5 protein-coding genes are annotated in these 13618 nt (G+C 60.3%); 4 read left to right on the top strand and 1 reads right to left on the bottom strand.

Translation table 11 applies throughout. The features are described 5' to 3' along the window. Window positions 1-363: 363 nt before the first annotated feature. Window positions 364-7683: an S-layer family protein gene (locus tag ACI3K0_RS10050; protein ID WP_183823283.1), complete on the top strand. Its 7320-nt coding sequence runs from the start codon at window positions 364-366 to the stop codon at window positions 7681-7683. Between the two features lie 67 nt (window positions 7684-7750). Here ACI3K0_RS10050 and ACI3K0_RS10045 read toward each other — a convergent pair whose 3' ends face one another. Then, entirely contained in the window at window positions 7751-9799 is a 2049-nt protein-coding gene (locus ACI3K0_RS10045; protein ID WP_183823281.1) for a glycosyl transferase, read from the bottom strand. A gap of 287 nt (window positions 9800-10086) precedes the next feature. Between ACI3K0_RS10045 and ACI3K0_RS10040 the strand changes: the two genes are divergently transcribed. The 3 genes from ACI3K0_RS10040 (at window position 10087) to folD (ending at window position 13548) form a co-directional block, all read left to right on the top strand. Continuing rightward, window positions 10087-10728 carry a hypothetical protein gene (locus tag ACI3K0_RS10040; RefSeq protein WP_183823279.1) on the top strand — a complete coding sequence of 214 codons (642 nt, stop codon included), beginning with the start codon at window positions 10087-10089 and terminating at the stop codon, window positions 10726-10728. An 88-nt stretch (window positions 10729-10816) separates the two neighbouring features. Beyond that, window positions 10817-12529, top strand: a complete 1713-nt coding sequence (locus ACI3K0_RS10035) for a hypothetical protein (protein WP_404945297.1) — start codon at window positions 10817-10819, stop codon at window positions 12527-12529. A 119-nt stretch (window positions 12530-12648) separates the two neighbouring features. Further along, on the top strand, window positions 12649-13548 hold the full coding sequence (gene folD, locus ACI3K0_RS10030) for a bifunctional methylenetetrahydrofolate dehydrogenase/methenyltetrahydrofolate cyclohydrolase FolD (protein ID WP_183823275.1): 900 nt from the start codon (window positions 12649-12651) through the stop codon (window positions 13546-13548). Window positions 13549-13618 lie beyond the last annotated feature (70 nt).

Below are 13618 nucleotides of genomic sequence, written 5' to 3'. Positions count from 1 at the left end.
CAGGCTTGCACCTTATCTGTCTTCCTTTTTTCGACGGTCATCTTAACGTCTTGTCTGTGGCGCTGCATCGCGCCCGTGAGGTTCGCAATTCGGACCGGGTTTGCTGTGGCTGCATCGTGCCGGCACGTTGGGCTGAAAAGTGGATACTCAATCATATTTCTCTGTGGCTGTAGCAATACTTCAGCTTCGCACAAGTCGGCCCCCCTACAGCTTCTGATATGACCAGCATGAAAAGCTGGTTGCAGCTCGCCATTCCAGGGAGGAGGGGGCGGCGAGAATTTGTTTCCTCGCATTGTTCGCCATACCGCGGAAGCCATTCCCGGGTTTGTTTTAGGCATTTGATCCAGCGTCAAGGCTCCACACATGACTACGACCATTTCCTCGCTCAGCGTTACCCAGATCAGGTCGCTTTCGACGGCGGCAGTTGCGGCGTGGACGACGGAGGACGTGGCGTCGCTGTCCACGGCCCAGATCAAGGCCCTATCTTCTGAACAGATTTCGGCGATGGATACGGAAGACATCGAAACGATGGATTCCCGTCAGTTGAGCGCCATCGCGACAAACGCGATCGTTGGCCTGACGATGGATCAGCTTGCGGTGCTCAGCAAGGTCGCTATCGAAAGCTTGAGCACAGGACAGGTTGCAGCGCTCACCACGGCGCAGCTGCTGGCGCTGTCTACGGATCAGGCCGAAGCACTGACGTCGTCGCAAGTCGGTTCATTGACGTCGGCACAGCTTGCGGCCTTGACGCCGGCCGATCTCGCGACCTTCTCGACGGCCGACATGGCAGCCATCAATCCGGCCGCGATCGGAGGCCTTACAACCAAAGTCATGGCGTCGTTGTCAACGGCGCAGGTTGCTGCGCTTTCCACCGGCTCGATCTCCAGACTGACGACCGACCAGATCGTGGCCTTGTCTACAGGACAGGTTGCGGCTTTGACGACTGCACAGGTCGGGGCTCTCAAGTCCCAGCAGGTCGCGGTTCTTGGAACCAACGATATCGCCGCGCTGTCGACCGAAAGCGTCGCAGCACTCAGCAACGGCGCGGCTCCCGGCCTGTCGTCGGCCCAGATCTCGGCCCTCTCATCGGCGCAGCTCGCCGCCGCCAACACGGCGCTCATTGCAAGCCTGACATCGACGCAGATCTCGGCACTGTCTACGGCTCAGGTCGCGGCCTTGACGTCAGCTCAGATTGGCGCGTTGAAAGTGCTGCAGGTTGCGGCGCTTAGCACAGCGATGGTCGGTGCTCTCACAACGATGCAGATCGCCTCCCTCAGCACCGGAAGCGTTTCCAGTCTGAGCACTGACCAGATCAATGCGCTGTCGGCGACACAGATTGCAGCATTGACGACGGCGCAGATGTCGGCGTTCAAGGCAACGCAGATCGTTGCCTTTTCGACGGGTGACATGGCAGGCCTGACGACAGCGCAGATTGCGGCCTTAGGCACGAAGTCCATTCTCGGTTTGACGGCGGATCAGGTTGCGGCACTATCCACCAGCCAGGTTCAGGCACTGACTTCGACCCAGATCAGGGTCCTGTCATCGGATCAGGTGTCGGCTCTCGGTGCGGATGATATTGCAACCTTCTCTACCGATGAAATGGCGGCACTCAGCAACAAGGCTGTGGCCGGCCTCTCGACCGCAGTCATGGCATCGCTGGCGCCCGCTCAGGTCGCATCGCTAAGCACCAGCGCCGTGGCCGCTTTGTCTACGGATCAGTTTGACGCATTGAACACCGCCCAGATCGCGGCCCTGACGAACCTGCAGGTTGCCGTGCTGACATCGGCCCAGCTTGCCGTGTTGAATTCGGCAGACTTTGCGGCCTTCTCGACCGCCAATATTGCAGCTCTTACCAGCCGCAGCATTTCGGGTCTCAGCACCAGCGTCATGGCATCCTTGTCGACCGCACAGGTAGCGGCCTTGAGCGCGGCCGCGGTAGGAAAGCTTTCGTCTGATCAGATGGAAGTTCTTTCGGTAGCGCAGGCCGAAGCACTTACTTCCGCGCAGGTAAAAGTACTGACGTCTGCTCAGCTGGCGATGCTGACGCCGCAGCAGCTTGCAACATTCTCGACCGGTGACATGGCAGCGATCTCGAGCGCTGCAATTTCCGGTTTGAAGGCAGACGTTATCGCGTCGCTCTCCACCGCTCAGATCGCTGCACTGACCGCAAGCTCTGTCGGTGGACTGACGACCGAACAGCTCGACAGCCTGTCGCTGGCACAGATTAAGGCGATGAGCACTGACCAGATTGGCGCGCTCAGGACCTCGCAGATCGCCGCGATTGGATCGGAAGGCGTGGCGGCTTTGTCCACTGCACAGATTGCAGCCTTGTCCGCCGCTGCGGTGTCTCGTCTGACTGTCGCCCAAGTCGCCGCCTTGAGTTCAAGCCAGGCCGAAGCCCTCACCACGGCACAGGTTAAGGCGCTTACTTCCGCCCAGGTTGCCGCGCTGGATCCCGAGGATCTGGCCACCTTCTCGACTGCGGAGATAGCCGCGCTCACCACGGGTACAATTCCAGGGTTGAGTACCGCGACCTTGCAGGCGTTGTCGACTGCACAGATTGCCGCCCTCACGACCGTTGCCGTCGCCAAAATGACGACCGAGCAGATGGCCGCCTTGAGCGGCATTCAGCTTGCGGCATTGACCACCGCTCAAGTGGGAGCCTTGTCCTCCTCGCAGCTCGGGGCGATCGACACGGAAAGCCTGCTTGGTTTGTCTGCCAAGTCCTTCGCGGCAATTACCTCTGCGGCTATGGCAGGTCTTTCGACCGATACGGTCGCAGCCTTGTCCACGGCCCAGATCGCCGCGCTGAGCACATCGGCAGTCGCCGCCATGTCGACAGCCCAGGTCGCAGTCCTGTCCAGCGGTCAGGCATCGGCTTTGACCACCACACAGGTCAAAGCGCTGACTTCAAAGCAGATCGGGGCATTGCCGACCGAAACGCTGGTATCGCTTTCCAGCGGTCAGATCGCATCGTTGAACACGGCTGCGTTTGCCGCTCTCTCGACCGATCAGATCGCTTCTCTGACGTCGCTTCAGCTTGCAGCTCTTTCCACGGCCCAAGTCGCGGCTCTGACTTCGCTCCAGGTCGGCGCACTTTCGTCGGAGGCTATCGCGGCCTTCTCTGCAGCCCGGCTTTCCGTGCTTAACTCAGGTGCCGTCGCCGCCTTGTCCACGGACGTGATCGCGGCCCTTTCCACGGCACAGGTCGCCGCTCTCAGCACCGCGGGTATCGCCAGCCTTACGACAGACCAGATCGCTGCTCTGTCGACGGCGCAAGTGGATGCGTTGTCGACGCTGCAGATAGGCGTTCTGAAGTCATCACAGCTCGCAGCATTGAGCACTGCAGACCTCGCGACCTTCTCGAAAGCCGATATCGCGGCGATCGGTGCGAAGGCGATAGCGGGCCTGAGCAGTAGCGCGCTTGCTTCATTGACGAGCGATCAGCTCGGTGCGCTCGGTGTAACGGCGATCGCCAATCTGACGAGCGACCAGATCGAAGCGCTCAGCTCGGCCCAGATCGACGCCCTGTCGACCAAGCAGGTCGCCGCCCTGACCTCGGCACAGGTGGCGGCGTTGAGTGCGACCGCAATCGGGCATTTCAGCTCCGCGCAGATTTCGGCGCTGAGCACGGCCGGCATGAAAGGCTTGAGCGAAGATCACATCGCAGCCCTGACGGCCGCACAAATCTCGGCTCTGTCGACTCTCCAGATGTCGACGCTGAGTTCGATGCAGATCGCGGCTTTCGGCACGGATGATATTGCCTCACTTTCCACGGCGCAGGTCGCGGCACTGAGCACGGCTGGCATTACTGGTTTGTCGACAAGACAGGTCGCAGCCTTGTCGACGGCGCAGGTCGATGCCCTGACCGCCACTCAGATTGCTGTATTGAGCATCGACCAGATCGAGGTTCTTGATCCGGCCGATATCGCGACCTTCTCGACGAAAGAGATGGCCGCAATCAGCTCAGCCGCCATTTCGGGGTTGTCGACATCGGCCTTGGCTTCCTTGTCTACCGCCCAGATCGCGGCGCTCAGTGCCAGCGGCATTACCGGTTTGACTACCGGGCAAATCTCGGCTCTGCTCTCGAGCCAGGTCTCGTCACTGACGACGAAACAGATTGCGTCGCTGAGCGCCACCCAGGCGGCCGCCCTTGGCACGGATGACATCGCAGCCATGTCCACTGCCCAGGTCTCGTCTTTCAGCACGGCGGGTATTTCCGGCCTGACGACGAAACAGGTTGCAGCGCTTTCAACTGCGCAGGCGGGAGCCTTGACCAGCGTTCAGGTTGCGGCATTGAGTTCCGCCCAGGTCGCGGTTATCGGAACGGAAAACATCAAGAGTTTCTCCACGTCTGATGTTTCAGCCATTCATACGGATGCGATTTCCAGCCTGACGACGGCTGTCATCGCAACGCTTTCTACGGGCCAGATTGCATCCTTGACCACCAGCGCGATCGCGTCGCTGACGACGAAGCAGGTTGCAGCGCTCAGCACGGGGCAGATCGCCGCCCTATCGAGCAAGCAGGTCGGCGCTCTGACGTCACAACAGATAGCGGCTCTTGGTGCGGACGATCTCGAGGCACTCTCCAGCTCGGCCCTCTCGGCAATCAGCTCCGCTGCGATAGGAGGCCTGTCTACCGATACGCTGGCATCGCTGTCGAACGAAATGATTGCCGGCCTCGGCACCTCGGCGATCGCTGGTCTCACCACCAGACAGATTGCGACACTGAGTACCGACCAGATCGGCGCGCTGACGACGCGCCAGATGGGAGCTTTGAACTCTTACCAAGCGGCAGCGCTGTCGAGCGACGACCTTGCAGCTTTGACGACCGGCCAGATCGCGGCCTTGAGCACCGCAGGTATTTCGGGGCTTTCCTCGGGTCAGATAGAGGCGCTGACGACTGCCCAGACAGAAGCGCTGACCGCCACGCAAGTGGCCTCAATGACCTCCAAACAGGTCGCGGCACTTGGCGCCGATGATCTTGCATTGTTTGCGACCAGGGAAATCGCTGCCCTGAGTTCCAGCGCCGTTGCCGGATTGTCCTCCGCGACACTTGCATCTCTCTCCAATGATCTCGTTGCCGCCTTCAGCACGGCTGCAATTACCAGTCTGTCGACGAGCCAGATGGCTGCATTTTCGACAACGCAGCTTGCGGCGATGACGAGCAGTCAGGTCAGTGCACTGAATTCGAAACAGCTTGAAGCGCTGGGGACGAGCTATATCGCCTCCCTCTCGACGGAGGAGATTGCGGCTCTCAGCACGGCAGTCATTGCCGGCCTTTCGACTGCGCAGATCGCCACGCTTTCGACCGCGCAGGCCGAAGCGCTGACGAGTTCACAGATTGCTGTCCTGAATTCCAACCAGATCGCCGCGCTTGGCAGTGACGACCTGGCCCTTTTCACGACCCGGGAGATTGCTTCGCTAAGCGCGAGCGCGATTGCCGGCCTCTCGACAGACGTCCTTGCATCCCTATCGACTGACAGGATCGAGGCGCTCAGCTTTTCGAATATTGCAGCGCTTTCCACCGCCCAGGTGGCAGCTCTCGGCAGCAAACAGTTGGAGGCCCTCACAACCGCTCAGATCGGCCATCTGTCATCGAGGCAGATCGGCGCGCTCGGTGCGGCAGGCATATCGGTGCTCTCCACCGGTCAGATCGCCGCCATGGCAACGGCTGGACTGGCCGGCCTGACCTCGGCCCAGGTGAATGCGATGTCGACCAGCCAGGTCGAGGCACTGACGAGCACGCAAGTTGCGGTTCTGACCTCGGCGCAGGTCGCGGCCCTCGGCACCGACGATCTGGCAGTCTTCTCGACAAAGGAACTTGCGGTTCTCGGCTCAAGCGCCATTGCCGGCCTGTCCACCGCTGTGCTTGCAGCACTCTCGACCGAGCAGATCGCGTCGCTGAGCTCTGCCGCAATCGGTCAGCTTACCACCAGCCAGGTCGCGGCGTTGAGCACCGCGCAGATCGATGCCCTGACAACGGCCCAGTTCGGTGCCCTCGGTTCCAAGCAGATCGCGGTCCTCGGTACCGATGCAATCGCAGGCCTCTCGACCGATCAGATTGCAGCGTTTGGCACGGCCGGTATTGCGGGGCTGACGGCTGCCCAGATCGCGGCGCTTACCACCAGCCAGGTCGAAGCCCTGACGTCGACGCAGATCGGCGCACTTAATTCGGCCCAGGTGGCGGCTTTCGGCACCGACGACCTTGAAGTCTTCTCGACTGCCGATATTGCTGCCCTGAGTTCCAGCGGCGTGGCGGGATTGACGACCACTGTTCTTGCTGCGCTCTCGACTGAACAGATCGCGCATCTGAGCGCTGCGGGCATTGCCGGTCTCACCAGCAGCCAGATTACCGCGCTTACGACGGTTCAGGCGGAAGCGTTGACGACGACTCAGATCGCAGCGCTCAACTCCAGGCAGATATCCGCACTCGGCCTTGACGATCTTGCGACCTTCACGACCGACGAGATTGCAGCCATCAGTTCTATGGCCATCTCGGGTCTGTCGACCAGCACCGTTGCCGCGCTGACGACGGAGCAGATCGCGGCCCTCGGAACGGCAGCTATCGCTGGTCTCACAACCGGCCAGATCGCCGCACTGAGCCTGAACCAGCTCGAGACCCTATCAACGGCTCAGATCGGCGTTCTCTCGTCGAGCCAGGTGGCCGTGCTGACAACTGTCGAAATCGCGGCTCTGACAACGGCGCAGATCGCGGCACTCAGCACATCCGGCATCGCAGGTCTGACGAGCGGACAGGCCAGTGCATTGACACTGGACCAGATTTCCGCGCTGTCGACGACGCAGATCGCGGCGCTGACATCGACAGCCATATCGGGACTGACCGCGGAGGATCTGGAATCCTTCTCGACCGAAAAGCTTGCCGCAATCTCGTCCACAGCGATTGCCGGCCTATCGACGAGCTTCATCGCGGCTCTTTCAACGCAGGAGCTCGCGGCGCTCGGGACCGCCGGTATCTCCGGTCTGACCAGCGCCCAGGTCGATGCATTGACGGCAGAACATCTCGACTCGCTGTCGACGGCGCAGATTGCGGCCTTCAGCTCGGCAGGCCTTTCCGGCCTCACCACCGAGGACATGGCCGCATTCTCGACTGCGGATCTCGCAGCCATTGGCACCGCCGCAATCAAGGGCCTGTCCACCGCGATCATCGCATCGTTGACGACGGAGCAGATCGGCGCACTCTCTGCCAGCCAGGTCGGTGGTCTGAACTACAATCAGATCGTCGCTCTCTCCACCGCCCAGGTCGCAGAGCTGACTACAGCCCAAATCGGCGCGCTCAACGCGCTGCAGGCAGCAGCGCTGGGTACTGACGATATCGCTGTCTTCACGACGGGCGAGATTGCCGCGCTGAACACCGGGGCGATCTCCGGTCTGACCTCGTCGGTCATTTCGTCGCTCACCACGGCGCAGGCAGAAGCCCTGACCCCGACCCAGGTCAACTCCCTGACCTCGTCGCAGCTCGCCGCCCTGTCCAATGATGGATTGGCCACGTTCTCGACCGAGGATATTGCCGCCTTCAACAGCGCCGCTCTCCCCGGCCTGTCGACGGAAAGCATCGTGGCCATGTCGAGCGCACAGCGTGACACGCTGATCGAGACCCATATGGCAGCGCTGAGCCCTGCTCAGGTCTCCGCGATCATCTCGCTTTATCTGGCGGCATAAGTACGCTGCCGGGAGCATCGATCTAAACAAAAACCACCGCTCATTGAGAGCGGTGGTTTGTTTCTTTCTATCGGTCTGCTCTGGCCCAGAGACGGTTGTCAGCCTCTATCGGCGACTGGTCGTCCCAATCGGCAAGCCTTTCGCGATAATGTCGCCGATAGTCGCTATCGTCACAGTATTCGACATGGGCCTGAACGAGATCCGCGCCGATCTCGTAATAGATTTCCATGTTGCGCAGGTCCGGCACCGGCGTCTCGCCGCGTTCGCACTCCCCCTGCATTTCCCAGAAGATCTCTTCCAGTCTGCGGGCGAGGCCGGGAATGTCGCGAAGCACGCTGCTTTCGCGTCGTGCCGCAAGCTGGTCCCGGATTGCCTTCAGGCTGGCCGGGTTCTTCGCATAGCCGATTGCCTTCGCCACATAATCTTCCGGATCGCTGCACAGCAGTTCCGGCACGCCCGCGGCATGGACGATACTGTGGCAGAAACGGGCGGCAAAGCTGCGGCCCGGGAAAGTCAGCACCGGCAGACCCATCGTCAGGGCATCGGCCCCGGTGGAGTGGGCGCCATAAGGGAACGTATCGAGGAACAGGTCGGCAGCAGCGATACGCGCCAGATGCTGCGCATTCGGCGCCTTCGGTGCAAATATGATCCGGTCGCTGTTGATCCCGGCCTTCTCCGCACTTTCACGCAGCCGCTGGTCCACCTTGTCGCCGCCGGTCAAAAGCCAGAGCACGCTGTCTGGAGCTTCTCGCAGGATTTGCATCCAGTGGCCGAACGTGGTTTCGGTGATCTTCTGCATGCCGTTGAAGCAGGCGAAGACGAACTTGTCCTTCGGCAGCCCGGCATCCGCGCGTGTCGGTTTGTCCGCGATGGCACGCTTCCGGTCGATCGGCTGGTTGCAGGCGATGCGGAAGACCTTTTCGGAATAATAGATCTCGTTATCCGCCGGAACGATATGCTCGTCGGCGATCATATATTGATGGAACGGGCTGCCCATCGAGCCTGGATAACCGCAGAAATTGACGATCACCGGTGCCGGACGATAGGCGAATATCTTTGTCCGCGCATGTTTGGTGTAACCGTTGACGTCGACGAGGATGTCGATCTCGTCGTCGCCGATCAGCTTGGCAGCCTCTGCATCGCTCATCGTCGCGATATCACGCCAGCAATCAACAACCGCCTTCATCCGCGTCTGGGTTTCGTCCCGCAGCACCGGATCGCCGCAATAATAGGCGTAGATCTCGACGCTTTCCTTGTCGTGCAGTTCGAGCACTTCCCGGAGCGCGAAGCCGACGGCATGGTCGCGCAGGTCGGAGGAAACGTAACCGATCCGCAACCGCTCACCCGTTCCGGTCTTCTGCTTCGGGATGCGGCGCTGCAACTCCTTCGTCTCGACGCGCCCGACCAGCGACCTGTTGTAGCGGTAGGCCTTGGCAAGCTGGAACATCGGATCGTCCGAATAGCAGGCAAGCGTCAGTGGCGACATGGCATCAATCATCTGCCGCTGCGTGGCATGGGTCGATGGTGTCAGCACCGGCCATTTGCATTGGCGCTGCCGAAGCGCGCTCCAGTGCTGTCCGGCCTCCGGCTTGTCGGGGCGCAGTTCGATCGCCTGCCACAGTGCAGTTTCGGCTTCCTCCAGAAGACCGGCATTTTCCATCACGCGGCCGATATGCTGCAGCGTCATCAGCCGGTGGCTGACCCGGTCGGCGGTACTTTCGGCGGTGAGCGCGGTATAAGCCTGCCACTGCTGGATGGCCTGAACGGCAAGACCACCGTCTTCAAGCGCGCGACCGAGATTGATATGGGCAGCACCAAAAGCTGGATCGAGCTTCAGGCAGGCGCGCAATGCGTTGATCGTCCCGGCAAGGTCGTTCAATTGCCTGAGCGTGACCGAATAATTGAAATAGACGAGATGCAGGAATGGATTGCCATCGTTGAAGGCGATCCAGGCCTTGTATATTTCCGCCGCCTCTGCCTTCTGCCCGGCAGCACTTCGACTTTCCGCAACGGTGAAGAGATCGGTGAAGGCGAGCCGCTGGGTGCGCGCAAGTTCCAGAATTTCGGCGAGCGGGGCGTTGGGAGATAAGCTCATCTTGTCGACCTTGGCATCCATAAAGTTCTGCAATTTATGATGTAGGCAATATCGTCGCCGGCCTTGCCTGGACATGCGCCGGCATCATGCCGACCCCTGAGGTCTTATCGCGTTGCATCAACCATCGGCAAGGCTGCGCAAATATGTGTCCCCATCGGATTCACAGAAGTCTGGCCGCTGCGCTAACCTGATACCTGGGTGATGCCGCATAATCACGCAACGGTTGCATTTTAGCCTTTTACTTAAATGTCGCTTGAGGACACGCTGTTACACGATCGGACAGGTGACGCTGTCTGATCGAGTCGGTAATGAGCAAAAGCATGAATTCTTCAACTGGTCCTGTATCCCGCACATTTTGCGGTCTGCCGGTATCGGCCCTGGATTGGAATGCGGCTCTCGCCCATGCGGAAGAGCTTGCTCTGGCAAAGGGGCATCCCAAAACTATCGCCTTCCTCGACGATGCACAGCTCCTGGGCGCGCTGTTAGGGTTTTCTCGCGGCAAGATATTGAAGCGACATATGTTTCTGCCGGTCGGTGGGGCCTTTCAGCACATTCTGATGAAGTTTTTCCATCGTAGACCGGCGTTCGACGCCAGGTTTTCTCCCGACAGCTTTATTCCTGCTCTGCTTACCTATTTTGCAGAACCATGCCGTGTCGGCCTCATCGGCGATGACAAGAGCCGCACGGAGCTGCTTTGCACACATTTTGCCCGTCATACCCCGTGGCACGATTTCGTCGCCATCCCGTCTGACGCGAACCTGTCGGGCCGGTTGGATCTGGTGATCGTCGATGCGACAGACCCGCATGTATATGAGCATATTGTGGGTGGTTTGCGTGGCGCCGATATCGGGCTCGTCGTGTTGGCGGGCAGGGGGCTTCGCCGGTTCTCTAAAACGCCTCCCGTTTCCTCTGGCCTTCAATCTTCAGTTTCCAAGCCGTCTTTCGCCTGACGGTTAACCTTTTGTTTGCCACGAAAATTTAGACTGCCTTAATCAATGCGGGCAATGGCGGCTCCGCTGCGCGCAGAGGTGGTGAGCAATGTATGCCGATGCAAAGGACAGGCAAGCGCCCGATGGGACGCCGTCGATCTTTCGCCGGCTCCATTCAGCTTTCCTGACATTTAGTCCGGCGCTGGCAATGACAGCGGCTTTCGGCATCACCATACCTTTCGTCGCCATGCAGCTCCAAGGCGTCCAATTTAAAGCCGAGACGCAGGTAGCAGTCACCACCCAGCGCGGCGAAGCGATCCATTCCGCCATCGAAGAGCTGGGTTCCAAGACGGTGCTGGACAATGTCATTCGCGCCCTCAACCTTGCAAGCGTAGAGGAAAACCGCCCCAGCATAGCCCGTGTTGTCTCCGAAGTTGTTTCGGGTGAGGTGACGACGGTTTCGCAGGTGGAGGAAGTCGCCCGCCAGAAATTACGCGATGCAATGTCCGTTTCTTACGACGCTGCCGGCGCCAGAATAGTGCTCGGTGCCAAGGCAGATGATCCCCATACAGCCGCTGTTATCGCCAATCAGCTGGCAAGCGAACTCCGGCGCTCGCTTGTTGCTAATATTGGTGAAACGCCAAGTCCGCAGGTGGATGCGATGCGCAAGGCGGCCGCCAGGGCCGAATCCGCGCTCACAGGTTTTGTCGGCAAGCTGGATGAAGGCACGCGCGCAAAACTGCAGTCGTTGCAGGACGAGCATCGCAAGCTTGAGACCGATATCTCCGATACCGAACGGCATCTTGCGGAAGTGGCTGAAAAGCAGCAGATGGCGTCGTCGATGAAGCTCGCCGATGTGCTTGCCAAGCCGCTTCCCGACAGCCTGGAATTTACGGGCCTTGAATACGAACGGCAGCGTTATGTGCAGGCGGAGCTTGCCGTCCAGCAGCTCGCGGTCAATCTTGGTCCGCTTCATCCACGGCTGGTGGCGGCTCAAGGCGCTCTCGACGGTGCCAAACGGGATATCGGCAGCGCATTGCGCCAGGTTGTGGCCTCGCTCAAGGATGATCTTGCTACAACGACGAAGGCCCTTGCCGAGCTTAAGGATCGCAAGGCGGCTCTCGATGCGGACAGGCCGTTGAACGACACGGCCGCACAGCTTTCATCGCTTCATGCTTCAGCCGAAGAGGCCCGCCATAACCTCGATAAGATCGAAGCGGCATCCAATTCATCCAGGCCCGTGGCCGTTTCGCTCCCGCCTGTTCTGCGCGCTGCATCGCCCGCTTCAGCGGAGCGTCTCGGTCCCGACCTGATCAGGCTTTCAGGTCTTGGGGCGCTCCTCGGGCTTCTTGCCGGTCTCCTGTTATCGGCGCTGCGTTATCGGCGTCAGTCGCAGCTTGCGACCGAATTCGAAGATATGCCCGTTCAACTGGACTTGCTCGAGCACGATCTGCAGGCGGAGCCTGCCGCGGCGCACGCCATTGATGAAAGCGCATTGCTTTATGAAAATGGCCATAATGAGCGCCTTCCCGATGACGATCCGGTCGAGGAACGGCTGGCTGCAAACGATACCGCTTTTGGCGATCGGGTGCGTTCCTTGCTCATCGAAAACCGGATGACTTTGCAAGAGACGGATTTGCCGCCGCATGTTGCAGCCCTGGTCGATGAGTCCCGGACACGTCGCGGCGAGGAGAGCTGGCAGCGTTGGGATGACGCCGTTGACTATGATCAGGAAGAGTTGCTCACGTTGCAGCGCGAACTCGCCGAGCTTCGCGAACTGGTGGCCGAACACGCTGCCCGTCAGCTGAAGGCGACGGGCTGATCCAGTGTCACCCGGCATAAACTCCTTGCATTTGCCTGATCTGGACAGCATAGGGCGTGCACGGGCAATCGGCCCTCCGCCGATCCCCTAATTTGACGCTGAGAAGCGAGGAGTTCACCGTGGCATTTGTGATCGATGGCAAGGAAGCAGCCGCTTCCGTGATTTCCGCCGTAACCGAAGCATCCGTATCGCTGGAAGGCAAAACCGGTATCAAGCCGGGCCTCGCGGTCGTCATCGTCGGCGAAGATCCGGCAAGCCACGCCTATGTCAATTCCAAGGGCAAGATGGCCAAGCAATGCGGCTTCAACTCCATCCAGCACACGCTGCCGGAAGAGACGACGCAGGAAGAACTGCAGGCGCTGGTCGACACGCTCAACGCCGATCCGGCAGTTCACGGCATTCTCGTCCAGCTGCCGCTGCCGAAACATTTCGACAGCGATGCCATCATCCAGTCCATCCTGCCGGAAAAGGACGTCGATGGCCTGAACATCGCCAATGCCGGCAAGATTGCCACGGGCGACCTCGATACCGGCCTCATCTCCTGCACTCCGGCCGGCTCGATGCTGCTCGTCAAGCGCGTCCATGGTGAAGACCTTTCGGGTCTCAATGCCGTCGTCATCGGCCGTTCCAACCTGTTCGGCAAGCCGATGGGCCTGCTTCTTCTCGCGGCCAATGCCACCGTCACCATGGCGCATTCGCGCACCAGGGATCTCGCTTCCGTCTGCCGCAATGCCGATATTCTTGTCGCAGCCGTCGGGCGGGCCGAAATGGTCAAGCGCGACTGGGTCAAGCCGGGCGCAACCGTTATCGATGTCGGCATCAACCGCGTGCCGGCTCCCGAAAAGGGTGAGGGCAAGACCAAGCTCGTCGGCGACGTCGCTTTTGCCGAAGCCTCGGAGGTTGCTGCCTCGATTACGCCCGTTCCGGGCGGCGTCGGGCCGATGACGATTGCCATGCTGATGGCCAACACGGTCATCGCCGCACACCGCGCCTGCAGCCTACCCGTGCCGAAGTTCTAAAATTTGCACATTTGTCGCGCCGTGGTTGCGCGATAGCCCCTTGATTCCTCAGCGGGAGCGTTAAATCATC

Source organism: Rhizobium sp. ZW T2_16, assembly GCF_044987325.1.
GTDB classification, from domain to species: Bacteria; Pseudomonadota; Alphaproteobacteria; order Rhizobiales; family Rhizobiaceae; genus Neorhizobium; species Neorhizobium cellulosilyticum.
This window is presented reverse-complemented; position numbering and strand designations above follow the sequence as displayed.

Excerpts from the sequence above, each read along its gene's own strand:
- ACI3K0_RS10050 (WP_183823283.1), top strand. The coding sequence starts at position 364 with ATGACTACGACCATTTCCTCGCTCAGCGTTACCCAGATCAGGTCGCTT.
- ACI3K0_RS10045 (WP_183823281.1), bottom strand. The coding sequence starts at position 9,799 with ATGGATGCCAAGGTCGACAAGATGAGCTTATCTCCCAACGCCCCGCTC.
- ACI3K0_RS10040 (WP_183823279.1), top strand. The coding sequence starts at position 10,087 with ATGAGCAAAAGCATGAATTCTTCAACTGGTCCTGTATCCCGCACATTT.
- ACI3K0_RS10035 (WP_404945297.1), top strand. The coding sequence starts at position 10,817 with ATGTATGCCGATGCAAAGGACAGGCAAGCGCCCGATGGGACGCCGTCG.